General features: G+C 33.4%; 15 protein-coding genes. 2 read left to right on the top strand and 13 right to left on the bottom strand.

Annotation, left to right across the window (positions count from 1 at the left end):
• Positions 1-427: 427 nt before the first annotated feature.
• Together BN4220_RS14070 and queA are read right to left on the bottom strand one after the other, a co-directional pair.
• Positions 428-1,465 (bottom strand): LacI family DNA-binding transcriptional regulator, encoded by a 1,038-nt coding sequence (locus BN4220_RS14070; protein WP_066717598.1) that lies wholly within the window; start codon positions 1,463-1,465, stop codon positions 428-430.
• Between the two features lie 267 nt (positions 1,466-1,732).
• Positions 1,733-2,794 (bottom strand): tRNA preQ1(34) S-adenosylmethionine ribosyltransferase-isomerase QueA, encoded by a 1,062-nt coding sequence (queA, locus tag BN4220_RS14065; protein ID WP_066717589.1) that lies wholly within the window; start codon positions 2,792-2,794, stop codon positions 1,733-1,735.
• Positions 2,795-3,077: 283 nt separating this feature from the next.
• Between queA and BN4220_RS14060 the strand changes: the two genes are divergently transcribed.
• Positions 3,078-3,629 carry a hypothetical protein gene (locus BN4220_RS14060; protein ID WP_066717587.1) on the top strand — a complete coding sequence of 184 codons (552 nt, stop codon included), beginning with the start codon at positions 3,078-3,080 and terminating at the stop codon, positions 3,627-3,629.
• A 132-nt stretch (positions 3,630-3,761) separates the two neighbouring features.
• Here the strand turns inward: BN4220_RS14060 and BN4220_RS14055 are convergent, their stop codons facing one another.
• The 11 genes from BN4220_RS14055 to BN4220_RS14010 form a co-directional block, all read right to left on the bottom strand.
• A complete protein-coding gene (locus BN4220_RS14055) occupies positions 3,762-4,535 on the bottom strand; it encodes an SDR family NAD(P)-dependent oxidoreductase (RefSeq protein ID WP_066717585.1) in 774 nt (257 codons plus the stop codon).
• A gap of 8 nt (positions 4,536-4,543) precedes the next feature.
• Entirely contained in the window at positions 4,544-5,134 is a 591-nt protein-coding gene (gene lepB / locus BN4220_RS14050; RefSeq protein ID WP_066720997.1) for a signal peptidase I, read from the bottom strand.
• 170 nt (positions 5,135-5,304) lie between these two features.
• Complete coding sequence (gene galE / locus BN4220_RS14045; RefSeq protein WP_066717582.1) at positions 5,305-6,297, bottom strand: UDP-glucose 4-epimerase GalE; 993 nt, start codon at positions 6,295-6,297, stop codon at positions 5,305-5,307.
• A 14-nt stretch (positions 6,298-6,311) separates the two neighbouring features.
• Positions 6,312-7,475, bottom strand: coding sequence for a galactokinase (locus tag BN4220_RS14040; protein ID WP_347477141.1), 1,164 nt, complete (start codon positions 7,473-7,475; stop codon positions 6,312-6,314).
• A 488-nt stretch (positions 7,476-7,963) separates the two neighbouring features.
• Positions 7,964-8,113: a hypothetical protein gene (locus BN4220_RS20305; protein ID WP_197467942.1), complete on the bottom strand. Its 150-nt coding sequence runs from the start codon at positions 8,111-8,113 to the stop codon at positions 7,964-7,966.
• Between the two features lie 48 nt (positions 8,114-8,161).
• The gene (gene pyrE / locus BN4220_RS14035) at positions 8,162-8,833 is read right to left on the bottom strand and encodes an orotate phosphoribosyltransferase (protein ID WP_066717576.1); all 672 of its coding nucleotides are present in this window, start codon (positions 8,831-8,833) and stop codon (positions 8,162-8,164) included.
• An 80-nt stretch (positions 8,834-8,913) separates the two neighbouring features.
• On the bottom strand, positions 8,914-9,816 hold the full coding sequence (locus tag BN4220_RS14030) for a dihydroorotate dehydrogenase (RefSeq protein WP_066717574.1): 903 nt from the start codon (positions 9,814-9,816) through the stop codon (positions 8,914-8,916).
• Between the two features lie 19 nt (positions 9,817-9,835).
• Positions 9,836-10,600, bottom strand: coding sequence for a dihydroorotate dehydrogenase electron transfer subunit (locus BN4220_RS14025; protein ID WP_066717571.1), 765 nt, complete (start codon positions 10,598-10,600; stop codon positions 9,836-9,838).
• A gap of 158 nt (positions 10,601-10,758) precedes the next feature.
• A complete protein-coding gene (locus BN4220_RS14020) occupies positions 10,759-11,322 on the bottom strand; it encodes a DUF3793 family protein (RefSeq protein ID WP_066717569.1) in 564 nt (187 codons plus the stop codon).
• Between the two features lie 19 nt (positions 11,323-11,341).
• Positions 11,342-13,108, bottom strand: a complete 1,767-nt coding sequence (locus BN4220_RS14015) for an amidohydrolase (protein ID WP_066717567.1) — start codon at positions 13,106-13,108, stop codon at positions 11,342-11,344.
• Positions 13,109-13,148: 40 nt separating this feature from the next.
• Complete coding sequence (locus BN4220_RS14010; protein ID WP_066717563.1) at positions 13,149-14,219, bottom strand: M23 family metallopeptidase; 1,071 nt, start codon at positions 14,217-14,219, stop codon at positions 13,149-13,151.
• Positions 14,220-14,657: 438 nt separating this feature from the next.
• Between BN4220_RS14010 and sigK the strand changes: the two genes are divergently transcribed.
• Positions 14,658-15,281, top strand: a complete 624-nt coding sequence (gene sigK, locus BN4220_RS14005) for an RNA polymerase sporulation sigma factor SigK (RefSeq protein WP_066717562.1) — start codon at positions 14,658-14,660, stop codon at positions 15,279-15,281.
• The last annotated feature ends 13 nt before the right edge of the window (positions 15,282-15,294 follow it).

The raw sequence follows: 15,294 nt of genomic DNA, 5'->3' as shown, positions 1-15,294 counted from the left end.
CTTATATTTTTTTCATAATTTTTATAGTGATAGGATTGATGACGTGCTGCCACGAAAAATAACTATCTTAGCGCATCATGCACATCCTTAGCTAAGCGTTTTTAATATAGGACGAAGTATTTGTGTTTTAAATAAATAAAGAAATAAAGAAAGAAACAAAGAACGCATGACACAGTGCTATTTTAATCACTGTTATCATGCGTTCTTTTAAGTTATTTTATCATTTTAAGTTACATTATTATTACAAGTTATCTTATTATTCTAAGTTATATTACCATTCTAAGTTAATTTATCATTCCAAGTTATATTATCATTCCAAGTTATATTGTCATTCCAAGTTATATTGTCATTCCAAGTTATATTGTCATTCCAAGTTATTTTGTCATTCTAAGTCATATTGACATTGTGATATGCACTATTTTATTAATTAAGACTTACTTACAGAGGAACTTCGAAAAATTGGTTTTGTTTCAATGTATAAAGTTTCTCTTGGAAAATCAGGATTTTCTATACGCCAAAGCAACTGCTGTAGCAAGCGTTTTCCTATTTTCTGATTGTTCACTTTCACTGTTGTAAGCACAGGTTCTGCCTGTGTCATAGACTCTACATTATCAAAGCCAGTGATAACAACATCGTTTGGTACTGATAATCCACGCTTTTTAAGGCAGCGAATCACATCTAAGGCAATATCATCATTGGCACAAACGATGCCTTTTGGAATATGTGAAAAACTTGTTAGTGCTTGTTCCACTTCCTCCGTTTTATAGTAACGATTGCTTTTATGTCCTGTGGCAATAATTGATGTATCAATTGGTAAATTCCCATTATTCAATGCGTCCAAGTATCCTTCATATCTTTCTTTTACAGAGGTACAATATGAGGTATCACCAATAAATCCAATATCATTGATCCCTTGTTCTATTAAACTTTCCGTAAGTATGCGTGTACTATTTCTACTTTCACAAATGATATAATCCCCATTGGAAAACATCTCATTATTCTCAGCAGGGGCATCTAAATATACAATTGGTAAATCCATCTTAACTAGCTGTTCTACATATTGCTGTGAAAAGACACAGATAAAAATAACTCCATCAACATCTTCCATAAATTCGATTGGAAGTACAAGATTTTTTTCATCTTCATCACTCACAAAGCTAAGACGTAGTCTACAACCATTTTTACTTGCTTCATCGGATATTCCCATAATGATACTATTCCAAAACATTGATAATTCCCTACGGATTATTACAACGATTGTTTTGTAATCATTTATGTTGTTTTTTAACTTAAATTCATTAAGAACTGCTGGAGCTAGCTTTTGATATCCCATCTCACAAGCTTTCTTAATTACCATGTATCTAGTTTCATATGCTACGGTATCACTATTGTTTAATGCTTTTGCTACTGTATTTCTAGATAATTTAAGTTCTTTCGCTACATCTTGAATTGTAACTTTCTTCATAACACGCATCCCTTTGCATTAATTTTACACTATTGTGCATTCTTCTCATAGTTTACTATATTTATCCATTTTTTACAAGATATATTTCATTTATTTTTGCATTTTATATTAAAAATGCATCATCAATGTTGCATTATTCAAAATGAATTGAACAATGTGTAATTGATGATGCACTAAGTTATTTTAAAGATAAAATGATTAATTATATTTGGACAGAGAATCAAATCTCTGCTATGAATACAGTGTTCTTTAATCTACTCAATAAAACTATGATATAAACATTGCATCTCCAAATGAGAAGAAACGATACTTTTCTCTTACTGCCTCTTCATAAGCAGCTAAGATATGTTCTCTACCAGCTAAAGCAGAAACCAACATAACAAGTGTTGACTCTGGTAAATGGAAGTTTGTAATAAGACAATCTAATACTTTAAACTCATAACCTGGGTAAATGAAAATGCTTGTATCACCACTTCCTGCTTTCACTAGTCCATTTTCATCTACAGAAGATTCTACTGTTCTACAACTTGTAGTTCCAACACAGATTACTCTTCCTCCATTTTGCTTTGTTCTATTTATTTTTTCTGCCTCTTCAGGTAACACTTGATAAGTTTCAGAATGCATGTGATGATTTAAAACATCATCTTCTTTTACAGGTCGAAATGTTCCAAGTCCAACATGAAGTGTAACTCTTGCAATTTCAATACCTTTTTTCTGAATTTCTTCTAGTAATTCTTTTGTAAAATGAAGACCAGCGGTAGGTGCTGCTGCTGAACCCTCGTATTTTGCATAAACAGTTTGATATCTATTTTTGTCTTCTAGTCGATGAGTAATATATGGTGGTAATGGCATTTGTCCCAATGCGTCTAAAATTTCTTCAAAAATTCCTTGGTAAGTAAACTTTACCAAGCGATTTCCTTCTTCAATGATATCAACGATTTCACCAATTAATAATCCATCGCCAAAGCTTATTTTTGTTCCGATTCTAGCTTTCTTTCCTGGTTTAACTAAGGTTTCCCAGATGTCATTTTCTCTTCTTTTAAGAAGTAGTAACTCTATTTTCGCTCCTTCAATAGAACCACTTTCCTTCTGCTTCTCTGTTTTTTCATTCATTCTATGTCCGATTAATCTTGCAGGAATTACCTTGGTATCATTAATTACCAAGCAATCGCCAGGCTTTAGATAATCTATAATATCTCTAAAATGTTTATGTTCAATTTCACCGGTCTTTTTATCAAGCACTAACAAACGTGATCCACTTCTATCTTCTAGTGGGTCTTGTGCAATTAACTCTTCCGGTAAATCAAAGTAAAAATCTTGTTTTCTCATCATTTTCTCCTATTCATTCTCTCACAAACCATTTACTATTTCTATGTCATAGTATTGACACTATGAACCGCTAGGTAACATATCTTCTTTCATTTTCACTTGTTTGAAAAGAAATCCTAGTACATTATAGCGCCTTTTCTGATAAAAATCTACACAAGCTGTTGTATAATTTGAAAAATCCATTATAATAGTACTTATAAATAAAAGGTGTGTCCTTTGACCATCAATATGATTATAAATTAGTCTTTATTAATTGTAAGTAAAATGACAGAAAGGTTTTTACATGAAGAAAGAAATCAAATTAAATTCATTCGTTTTGTATCCCATTTGGTTATTAATTTTATTACCAAATTATTGGTTGATACTAGCAGCCTCAATCTTTATTATTCAAAGTATCGTATTAATTGGAGCACTCAAACATCTTCAGTTTGATGATGTCCCATCAGTATGGCGTAAAAGTATCCTATGGAACACGTTTTATGGATTCCTTTCCTATATAGTGGCTTCCGGACTTTTTGCTATCACACTTTTTGTAAAATCAGACAATAGTGTTGGCCAATGGTTTATAGCAAATGTTTCTGATCCATTAGTTAAAAATCCATTTTCCAATGTATTCGCATTGTTATACGCTTTGATTGTACTTTTCATAACTGGATTTTTAATTTTTATTGCCAATCGTGCAATTTCATTCCGTAGAACAAGTTTAAATGCACTAGGAGTTAAGAAAGTATCTCTTTACTTAGCAATTTTTACAACTCCTTATCTTTTACTTCTCCCAAGTACAAGATTTTATAGTAGCGTTATCGGTATGATTCAATACCTTTTTATACATTAAACAAAAGCAGAAGAAGGTAGTATTTCCTCAATGGAATATACTACCTTCTACTCTTTTGTTCGGTTATATAATAAGCCAAACTACTAATTAATTCTTTACTCTAGATCCTATACTAGGTTCTTCACTATATTATCAACTTTTTCTATGTTGATGTTTCGAAGTCTGTATTTTATGCTCCAAACACAAGACAATATTTTCAGGAATAAATTTAGCTGTCTGTCTAAGCAAACGATTTGTAAATCCAGGAATAATTACTTCCTTTCCTTTTAGCATTTCTGATACTGCATATTCGGCACATTCTTTTGCAGATTGTCGAAATAATACACGGAATTTAAATTTATTAACACCATTATCAAATTCAGTATCCACTGGACCAGGACAAAGGATAGCAATACGCACTTTACTTTTCTGGCGTTTTAACTCATAGCCCATTGCTCTACTAAATTGATAAATATAAGATTTTGTAGCTCCATAAACTGCCATACCCGGGCCTGGTTGAAATCCTGCCATACTGGAAACATTTAAAATAATTCCCCTCTTCATATGCCTTGCAAATAACTTTGTGAGAAGGTGAACTGCAACCAAGTTCGTTTTAATCATTTCAGAATCTTTTGATAAATTCATTCTTGTTACATAGTCAGGATGGCCTACTCCAGCGTTATTGACAAAAATCTTCACAGGTTTGTTCTTGCAATATTCAAATAATTTATAACATTCTTTTGTCTTTTTTAAATCGCAAACAAAGACTTCTGCATTTACCTTATAACGTTTCTTAATCTCTCTTTGCAAATTTAATAAACGTTCTTCTCTTCTAGCGACAAGAATAACATCAAACCCTCTTTTTGCCAATGCTCTTGCCATTTCTTTTCCTATGCCACTTGAAGCACCTGTAACTACTGCAACCATAATACCTCCTATTCTATAAAGCTTAGGTTAGGTTTGTATCGAAACCATGCTTTACCAAGTATCTTATCCTTATGTACAAATGGATTCATCCAGTATCTCGAATCATCTGAAATATTACGATTATCTCCCATCATAAAATATGAATTCTCTGGTACTGTAAAAGTTAGTACTCCTTCCGTATACATCTCTTCTTTTAAATACGGCTCATCTAGTGGTCCTTCTATTAAAGTTCCATCTTCATCGTAAATGTATACACACTCATCTTTAATTTCAACGGTTTCTCCAGGTAATCCAATAATACGCTTGATATAATCCTGCGTTTCATCATCTGGGAACTTAAATATTACTATGTCCCCACGTTTTGGTGATGTAAATAAATATGCCAATCTGTTACCTATGATCTTATCTCCAGTCATAATTGTAGTTTCCATAGAATTTGATGGAATCACTGCTTTGATAATAACACAGGAAGTAATAAAATTTGCTAGAAGATATGCTATAACCGCAATGGCAATCCAACTAAATATTTCTTTCTTTAGATTCATTGGCTTTTTCATATCGACTTCTTGATTATTTGTTTTCTTATCTTCATGATTCATTTCATTCAATATACAAGTCTCCTATCTTTCTAAATAGTAAAACCGCTGTTATCACTAGTTTAGTGAACAGCGGTTTTGATGTCAAGTAGTTTGTTATATTTCTAGTATTTAAGAAATTCGTTTATCTTATGATCTATCATTTATCATTTGATTCTTAAGATTTTAAAATATTATAAAGTCTCATAACCATTTTTGTGAGTAGAATGCCACTTCCATGCAGATGCGATAATTTCTTCTAAATCTGCATGTGCTGGCTTCCATCCTAAAACTTCTTTTGCCTTTTCACTTGAAGCAATTAAAGTTGCTGGGTCTCCAGCTCTTCGATCACTAAGAATGGCAGGAATCTCATGTCCAGTCACTTTTCTTGCGCACTCAATTACTTCATTTACCGTGAAGCCGACACCATTTCCAAGGTTAAAGATATTACTCTCATTACCTTTTCTTAAATATTCAACTGCTAAAATATGAGCACTTGCAAGATCTGTTACGTGGATATAGTCACGAACGCATGTGCCATCTTTCGTGTCATAATCATTACCATAAACCATAATCGCATCTCTTTTTCCATTTGGGACCTGTAAAATAAGCGGAATCAAATGTGTTTCTGGTTGATGGGCCTCACCAATATTTCCACTCTCATGTGCGCCACAAGCGTTAAAATAACGTAAAGATACGAAACGTAAATTATGAGCTACACTAGTCCAATGGAACATCTTTTCCATAGAAAGCTTTGTTTCACCGTAAGTATTTGTAGGACAAGTACGGTCTGTCTCTAAGATTGGAACAGATTCAGGTTCCCCATAGGTAGCTGCTGTTGAGGAAAATACAATTTTATCGATTCCATGTGCAACCATAGACTCTAACAATACTTTTGTACCGCATAAATTGTTATCATAATATTTCAAAGGATTCGTCATACTCTCGCCAACTAAAGAATTTGCAGCGAAATGTATTACAGCCTCAATTTCTTCTTTTTCAAACACACTATCAATAAAGGAACGATTTCTAATATCCCCCTCATAAAAACGTGCTTTCTCATGAACAGCCTCTTTATGTCCTGTTTCTAAATTATCGACAACGACAACGTCTTCTCCTTTGTCAATCAATTCATAAACTGTGTGGGAACCAATATATCCCGCTCCTCCTAGTACTAAAATAGCCATGTTACTATTCCTCCTTAAATAATCCTTGGGCCGTCGCCAACTTCTACGACATAAAAGTCGGCAGCATAACCAATTCTTTCTTTATATTTTGTTCCGACGTTTATTATAAAGTCGTCAACAAAAATATCTTCTACAATACTTACCGTGCATCCACCAAAACCTGCACCGGTCATACGAGAACCTATAACACCTACTTGTTCCCATGCTACTTCAACTAATGTATCTAATTCAACTCCAGTCACCTCATAATCGTCACGAAGTGATATATGGGATTGATTCATTAATTTACCAAATAGCTTAATATCATTATCTTTTAATGCCTTTACCGCTTTTATTGTTCTTTGATTTTCATAAATCGCATGCTTTGCACGTTTTCTTCTTATTTCATCTGGAATAACTGCTTTGATTTCTTCAAATGCCTCTTCTGTTAAATCACCAAGGTTTTTAATATCTGCTTTGGTCTGAAGAAACTGAAGTGCTTCTTCACATTCTCTTCTTCTTTCATTATACTTTGAATCACCAAGTCCACGTTTTTTATTGCTACATGCGATTACAATTTTCTTACCCTCTAATATAATTGGGGCATACTCATACTCTAAGGTGGCAGTATCTAAAAAGATTGCATGATCTTTTTTCCCCATAGCGATTGCAAACTGGTCCATGATTCCACAATTAACACCGATAAATGTATTCTCGGCCTTTTGCGCAAGTAATGCTATATTTATATTATGTAATTCCAATCCAAATAATTCTTTACAAAGATATGCTGTCAATACCTCTAAGGAAGCTGAGGAAGATAAGCCAGAGGAATTTGGGATATTTCCATAATATAAAACATCCATTCCCTCATCAATCAAAAAGTTCTCATCCTTTAAAATCTTAATCATACCTTTGGGATAATTCGCCCAATCGTGATTTTTTTCATTCTTAAGATCATTTACATCTGCCTCAATAATTCCTAAGTTTTCAAAATTCATTGAGTAAAAACGTAAGGTAGTACCACTATTTTTCCTTGCAACTGCATATGTACCTATAGTTAGAGCACACGGAAAAACATGACCTCCATTGTAATCCGTATGTTCACCAATTAAGTTCACTCTTCCTGGTGCAAAAAAAACTTGTGCACGATCAGTATCTCCAAAAATACGCCCAAATTCCTTTAATAACACATCCTTCATCATTATACCATGCCTTTCAATTTTAATAACTGTTCTTGTTAATCAAGTATAAATATAATGCTAGTATATATAATGCATTTATTCTTCTTAGAAATTAAATCTGTTACACTGGTATTTCAATACTTTATTGGAATTATAAAGTTTGATTTTAACTAAGTTCGTTTCTAACTGAGTTTGTTTCTAACTAAGTTTGTTTCTAACTAAGTTCGTTTCTAAGCAAATTTATTTAAAAACAAATCTAAATAAAATTTAAAACAAAACTATATAATGATTTTAATACCAAACTATATAATTTATTTTAAAAAAACTTTATAATTTATTTAAAACAAAACTATATAATTTATTTATAACATAATTTCTGTTATAAATCATATTTTCTGTTTCAATTATACAATAGCTCTATGCCGAAGTAAAGCAAAAGAGAACGTTACAATTAAATTTGTAACATTCTCCTAATGTTTCAGTGTTATTAAGTCAATGACCTCTCATTAAAAGAGAATCTCTTTTTTCCTATGTAGTAATCTTGCACCATTTGTAATAATTAAAGCACCAGCTAAACAGCCAAAGACTGTAACACAGATTCCAATTACCAAGTCGAAAACTCCGACGGATTTCATTGTTCTATAAACTCTTTCCATATTCATCCCCATGCCTTTCTAATTGTAATGGTTATATTTCTACTTATCTTATGCACCGTATTGTTCATAATAAGCGTCAATGGCATTCTTTATCGTATCGTCAATAATGATATTACCATTATAAGGCTTATTGTATAAATGTTCAACTACTTCTTTCATTGTAACAATCGCAGTTGTTTTAATACCATACACTTCTTCAATCTCTTTTAACGCACTCTTTTCGCCTTTTCCACGTTCCATACGATCCACAGAAACAACAAGTCCTAATACACTAACATCGCCTTGTGCATTTAAAATAGGCATTGTTTCACCAATGGAAGTTCCAGCTGTTGTTACATCTTCAATAATTACAACCTTATCTCCATCATTGATTGGGCTACCAAGTAAAATACCAGTATCACCGTGATCTTTTACTTCTTTACGGTTGGAACAATATTTGATTTCCTTATCATAAAATTCACTAATTGCCATGGAAGTAGCAACGCTTAGTGGAATTCCTTTATATGCTGGTCCAAATAAAATATCAAAATCAAAACCATATGCATCTGCAATTGCTCTTGCATAATATTCACCAAGTTTTCTTAATTGCTTTCCAGTTCTATAAAATCCTGTATTTACAAAGAAAGGTGTTTTTCTTCCACTTTTAGTAACGAAATCTCCAAACTTTAAAACTCCACAGTCTACCATAAATTCGATAAAATCTTTTTTATATTGCTCCATAATAAGCTCCTTTCATTTTAACCAGTTTCTTACCAGAATATACCTATTCTCTCACCTATATTTAGGCAAAAAAAATTAAACTATTTCACGCAACCAATTAATTCATTGATATCGTTGATTTGATTTAATTTCATATATTCATTAATTCCCTTAATTACATCTACTGTTGCATAAGGATTGATAAAGTTTGCTGTACCAACCGCAACTGCAGTCGCACCTGCCATAATAAACTCTAATGCATCTTCTGCTGTAGCAATACCGCCCATACCGATGATTGGTAATTTTACTGCATTAGCAGTTTGGTAAACCATACGGATTGCAATTGGTTTCACCGCTGGGCCAGATAATCCACCTGTTTTATTGGCTAAAACAAAATTACGTTTGTTAATATCAATCTTCATACCAGTTAAAGTATTAATGAGTGATAAAGCGTCTGCTCCACCTGCTTCTGCTGCCTTTGCAGTTTCTGTAATATCCGTTACGTTTGGACTAAGTTTCATGATAATTGGCTGTTTTGCTCTCTTTTTAATTTCAGAGGTAATTGCTTCTACCATCTTAGGGTTTTGTCCGAAAGCAATTCCGCCTTCTTTTACGTTTGGACAAGAGATATTAATTTCAAGCATATCCACGTCACAGTTTCCTAATCGTTCTACAACTTCGATATAGTCTTCTGTTGTCTTACCACAAACATTTACGATAATTTTTGTATCAAATTGTTTTAAAAATGGGATATCTCTTTGTTCAAACACATCGATGCCTGGATTTTGTAAACCGATTGCATTTAACATACCACCGTAAGTTTCTGCAATTCTAGGAGTTGCATTTCCTGGCCATGGAATGTTGGCAACACCCTTAGTTACAACTGCTCCAAGTTCACTTAAATTAACAAAATCACTATATTCTGCACCTGATCCAAAGGTACCAGAGGCTGTCATAACTGGATTTTTAAAGGTTACTCCTGCAATATTAACTGCTGTATTCATTCGCTATGCCACTCCCCTTCTAAAGTTCTATATCATCTGCAAGAAATACTGGTCCATCTTTACAGATACGTTTATTGTTCACATTGGTATGATGGTCTTTTTCTTTGCTCTTACATACACATGCAAGACAAGCACCAATTCCACATGCCATTCTCTCTTCTAAAGAAAGCCAAGCGGTAATACCATGCTCCTTCGCATACTGCTTAACTCCACGAAGCATTGGAGTAGGCCCACATGCAAAAATAACATCCGCATTAAGCTGATGTTCTTTCATAGCATCAATTACATTTCCCTTAGTTCCTACACTACCATCTTCTGTTGCAACATAAACATCCGCATAGTCTAAAAACTCTTTGTCAAGAAATGTAACATCTCGATATCCTAACACCACTTGCTTTTCACATTTTAATTGTTTCGCTAATTCTAGCATAGGAGGAATACCAATACCTCCACCAATTAATATCGCACGCTTTCCTTCTGTAAGAGGAAATCCGTTACCAAGTGGTCCCATTACTTCTATAAATTCACCCGCCTGATAGGTAGCAATTTCTTTAGTACCTGCTCCCATCGCACGAAATACAAGGCGTATCTTGCCTTCCTTAATCTCACACACACTGATTGGTCTAGGTAATAACTTAGCCCCATCTTTGCAATATAACGATAGAAATTGTCCTGGTCTTGTAGCACTCGCTATTTTCTCTTCGTTAATCCACATACTGTATATTCCATCACTAATTTCTGTGATGCTATCAATCTTTGCCGCGCACTTAACAGTCGTCGCCATGCTTACCACCAAGCCTTTCTTTTGTTTTCTTGTACCATTTTATATGAAGTGTTCGAAAAAGGCAATAACTGATTTACTAAAATTGCGATTTATTAAACTTTGGTAGGTCTTAGAATGAACTTTGGTAGGTTTTTCATTCATTTTATACATATCTTGTTCTAAATCATAAGTTTCCCTGTATCTTGATAATTCATTAGCAACTCATTTCTAGCCTGATCATATTGCTTGAAGATAGTTTTTGCATCATCCTCTTGATCATACACCTTCCAATAGCCACAAAGTTTGCAGTTTTTACCGCCTTGTCTTATAAATTCTTGAATATCATACAAAGGATATTCAAGAAATACTCCCAATTCGTGTGGAAATACTTTTCTCCTATTATGATAATCATACATTTTGCTACGAAGCTGATTAAAACATTCCTCTACATTTAACGGACGATAACCAAGCTGTAGCAAATATGCACAATAAGCGACTTGATTCATTACCTTCAACATTTGATTTCTACGATAAAATAAGACAACTGCAACGGAATTATTTTGATACAGTGTTTTCGTATGAACTTCTGTATCTTTAATCACTTGATTCACTTTATCTAAATCAGAATGTAATAAAGTAATCGTATTCCCAGCTTTAAGCCCTTTTAAGACTGGCGCACAATGTAATATTAACTGCATTTCCACTGAATTTTCATAGTGTAACATTACCTCTGCACCAATCATGTTCCCTCCAAACTTGTAATTAATTAAAATTTTCGTTACGATATGTAGTTTTTCCACCCATAACCGTCATTAAAACATTAACATTTCGAATTTCTTCATTCTCTATCTGTAATAAATCTTTATCCAATACAACAAAGTCTGCATACTTACCTTTTTCTAAACTTCCCTTTACCTGTTCTTCTCTTGATGCGTATGCACCTTCCATTGTAAACGCTTGCAAGGCTTGTCTCATAGTCAAAGCTTCTTCAGTATGAAATCCTTCCACAGGTTGTCCAAACAAATCCTTTCTAGCAACTCCACAATAAATATTGTTCATTATATTAAAATGCTCCACTGGACAATCAGAACCACCAGACGTATGCACTCCACTATCCATCAAAGTATTAAAGGCATAACTTGTAGAAGCTAACTCTTTTCCTACCCTATCTTCAACCATATGCAAATCATATTCTAAGAAAATAGGCTGTATATACGCAAGGATATTCTGTTTATTAAATCGTTCTAATAACTCTTTATCGGTAATCTGACAGTGAACAATTCCATGTCTTAAAGGATTTCGATAATTATTCTTAGCATCTAATTCTTGAAAACAATCTAATATCGCTTCAATTGCGCCGTCTCCAATTGCGTGAACCGCAATTTGCATACCATTATCATCTGCTAATTTCATTCGTTCCAGCAATTGCTCTTTCGTTTCAACAAAAACTCCTCTCGTACTTGGTTCATCATGATAAGGATTTCTTAAGTACGCAGTTCTTGCCCCCAAAGAACCATCGGATAAGATTTTTAGAGCACCTAAGGAATAGTAAGGATTGAAGACCTTACTAGCATATCCTTTATGGATAAATTCTAAGAGTTCCTTAGAATCTTTTATAAGGCATTGTTGATTCACTCGAACCTTTAATAAATTCTCCTCACCCAACTCACGATATGCAGTAATTACATCTTCAAAATGCTCCACCGAAGCAAAGTCATCACTATGAGCCGAGGTAATTCCATGGGCAGCCATTTCATTTGTTGTTTTTAGTATCAATTCTTTAACCTTAGATACACTAGGCTTAGACAAAGTATTGTAAATAAGTTGTAATGCATTTTCAGTTAAAATTCCATTAGGTTTCCCATCTTTACCAAGAAGAAATTCTCCACCCTCTACCGCGGGAAGAACACCATTCGAACTTAATAATTCAAGAGCCTTATCATTTACAACGGCAATATGATGGCAAACACGAAGAATTACAATGGGAATTGTTGTTGAAATCTTATTTAAATCGTCTTTTGTTGGCATTCTTTTATCTTTAAAATGATCTTGGTTCATGCATCTACCAATCAACCACTGTATATCAGTACTATTTGAATCAGCATTATTAGTACCTCTATAATTAGTATCAATATTATTAGTTTCAATATTACTAGTTTCAATATTAGTAGTTACAATATTACTAGTTTCAATATTATTAGTAGTAGCATTACTAATCTCATTATTACTATGCTCATTTAATGCGGATTTCATAACTAAAATAAGTTCATCAATCGATTTTACATGAGATAAATCGATTCGCTCGGCTTGTATAGCGTATTCTAAAATATGCATATGACTATCATTAAATCCAGGAAACACGACTTGATTATGTAAATCATAAATTTTTGTTGTATCCGTTTTTAATTTTAATATATCCTCATTACTTCCAAGTTCACAAATCAAACCATCTTTGATGGCCATAGCCTCATAATCATTGTTTTCGTGGTCTAAGCTATGTATAATTCCATTCACATATATTTTATCCATTTTACCTCCGTATACCTTTATGCAGACTCACTAACTAGTGCTACTCCATATTCTTCTTATAATATTCTACTGCTGGATCAAGCATATCATATACACGTTTAAATTCATTCGTATCTTCATCTCTTTTTGTTAAAGAACGATTCCGATATAAAAACCGAGTCAAATCATAACAATCAACCCAAATCTCATTATACCCCTCTTTTTGCGATTCATCAAAGATTAATTGCAATCCAAAATGAAGATGGGAAGTAGAAATATTATTGGTATTCTCTTTTGCACTATAACCAGTTCTACCAAGATACCCAATTACTTCCCCTGCTGTTACAATACTCCCCTCACCAAGAGAGGAATTATAAGGCATATCCTTTCTTAAATGCGCATAATAATAGTACCTTTTACCATCAAAGCTTCGGATACCAATTCTCCAACCACCATACTGATTCCATCCAATCGCCTCAACATACCCTGACTCAACAGCAATAATCGGCGTACCTATCTGTCCCATCATGTCATGTCCAAGGTGCCTCCTTTTATATCCATAGGACCTCGACACCCCAAAATCATCATAATGATAAAAATAATAATCCTTTGCAATCGGTGAGTAACCTTTCAATCCATAGCGTTTCTCCCAAACCAAGTCAGATTTATCATCCGTTAACACTTGAATCTCAAACTCCCCTACCAAGCCACCTAAAACAGCCGAATACGCCTCATAATAATAAGGATAGTATTTCATATCCTCCGTCATAGTACCCATAGTTTCATCACCACTAAGCAATAAATCTGCTAGCTTTTTCATATCCGCACTCTTATACCTTGAAAAATCGCCACCAAACTTTGCCCCAAAATAAGCAAGAAGTTCAATCCAATGCAATTCTATCTCATTATCATGAGTCTCCAAATCATAATGATAAGCATCATCCATCGCCTCATAAGTAACCGTAAAATCCACCCATTTGATATAATTTTTAGTTCCTTTTTCAGAAGCAACCAATAGCGTATCCATTTTATTATTTTCAAGAGTTCTAACTAAAAACATAGCACCCAAAATCAAAAGCGCAATGCATTCAAACCCTATAATTAATACAGAACGATATTTCCTCATTTTCATGAAAGCACTCCAAAACAAACTTAATAGTATTTTATGATATAAAATACTTTCGTAGTACATCAAAAGAAAAGCAATTAATATAAAGCCCATATCCCCTAAGCCAATAAAATAATCTAATAAAATATAATCACAACCAAATCAGAACCAAAATTTTATACCACAATCTAATACCAAAACCATATAATAAAAACAATAAAAAACAAAAAACAGTTTAAATCCAAAAAATGTACAGGCAATTGGAGCAAAACAGAAAGAACGAATGCGCCTATGGAGATGCATTAGTAGTACTTATGCATCGTAATCGAAGCATGAGTCTTTCTGTTTTGCTCCAATTGCCTCACAACCCAAATTTTTTTATAAATTTTCTTTTGTGGAAAGGCACTGAAACTGTCCAACAGTCATAGAGTAATAGTAAACCCTAAGCGTTGAGGTGCCCTCTTGAAATCATTCCCAAAACCGTTAAGCGCAAAGGAAGAAAATGAAATGCTTTTACAATGTCGTTCTGGCAACCGGGTTGCGAGAGATATATTGATCGAGCGTAATCTTCGTTTAGTAGCACACATTGTTAAGAAATATAACACGCAAGACCGAGAAACTGATGATTTAATTTCAATAGGAACCATTGGATTAATTAAATCGATTGACACCTTTGATACCGAAAAAGGAATAAGACTTGCAACTTATGCTTCTAGATGTATTGATAACGAGCTATTAATGATGTTACGAAGTGGTAAAAAACAGTCCCGAGAAGTATATCTATATGAACCAATTGGTTCGGACAAAGAAGGTAATGAGATTAATTTACTGGATATTATTGAAAGCATGGACGAAGATATTGTTGATGTAATGGAGTTAAAGAGCAATGTAAAAAAACTCTATTCTTTTGTTGACTCCGCACTTACAGACCGTGAAAAAGAGATCATAGAAATGAGATATGGTTTAAACGGACATAAGGAAATCACTCAAAGAGAAATCGCAGATAAACTTGGAATCAGCCGTAGTTATGTTAGCCGTATTGAAAAAAAGGCGTTAAAAAAGCTCAGAGATCAGTTTGTTTCTTAATTCATTAAACATT

This window comes from Clostridium sp. Marseille-P299 (assembly GCF_900078195.1).
Lineage (GTDB): Bacteria > Bacillota > Clostridia > Lachnospirales > Lachnospiraceae > Lachnoclostridium.
The sequence above is the reverse complement of the archived record's forward strand: the minus strand, read 5'-3'. Positions and strand labels throughout refer to the sequence as shown.

Excerpts from the sequence above, each read along its gene's own strand:
- BN4220_RS14010 (WP_066717563.1), bottom strand. The coding sequence starts at position 14,219 with ATGAAAATGAGGAAATATCGTTCTGTATTAATTATAGGGTTTGAATGC.
- BN4220_RS14060 (WP_066717587.1), top strand. The coding sequence starts at position 3,078 with ATGAAGAAAGAAATCAAATTAAATTCATTCGTTTTGTATCCCATTTGG.
- BN4220_RS14070 (WP_066717598.1), bottom strand. The coding sequence starts at position 1,465 with ATGAAGAAAGTTACAATTCAAGATGTAGCGAAAGAACTTAAATTATCT.
- galE (WP_066717582.1), bottom strand. The coding sequence starts at position 6,297 with ATGGCTATTTTAGTACTAGGAGGAGCGGGATATATTGGTTCCCACACA.
- BN4220_RS14015 (WP_066717567.1), bottom strand. The coding sequence starts at position 13,108 with ATGGATAAAATATATGTGAATGGAATTATACATAGCTTAGACCACGAA.
- BN4220_RS14055 (WP_066717585.1), bottom strand. The coding sequence starts at position 4,535 with ATGGTTGCAGTAGTTACAGGTGCTTCAAGTGGCATAGGAAAAGAAATG.
- BN4220_RS14040 (WP_347477141.1), bottom strand. The coding sequence starts at position 7,475 with ATGAAGGATGTGTTATTAAAGGAATTTGGGCGTATTTTTGGAGATACT.
- BN4220_RS14030 (WP_066717574.1), bottom strand. The coding sequence starts at position 9,816 with ATGAATACAGCAGTTAATATTGCAGGAGTAACCTTTAAAAATCCAGTT.
- BN4220_RS14025 (WP_066717571.1), bottom strand. The coding sequence starts at position 10,600 with ATGGCGACGACTGTTAAGTGCGCGGCAAAGATTGATAGCATCACAGAA.
- BN4220_RS20305 (WP_197467942.1), bottom strand. The coding sequence starts at position 8,113 with ATGGAAAGAGTTTATAGAACAATGAAATCCGTCGGAGTTTTCGACTTG.
- pyrE (WP_066717576.1), bottom strand. The coding sequence starts at position 8,833 with ATGGAGCAATATAAAAAAGATTTTATCGAATTTATGGTAGACTGTGGA.
- BN4220_RS14020 (WP_066717569.1), bottom strand. The coding sequence starts at position 11,322 with ATGATTGGTGCAGAGGTAATGTTACACTATGAAAATTCAGTGGAAATG.
- lepB (WP_066720997.1), bottom strand. The coding sequence starts at position 5,134 with ATGAATCATGAAGATAAGAAAACAAATAATCAAGAAGTCGATATGAAA.
- queA (WP_066717589.1), bottom strand. The coding sequence starts at position 2,794 with ATGAGAAAACAAGATTTTTACTTTGATTTACCGGAAGAGTTAATTGCA.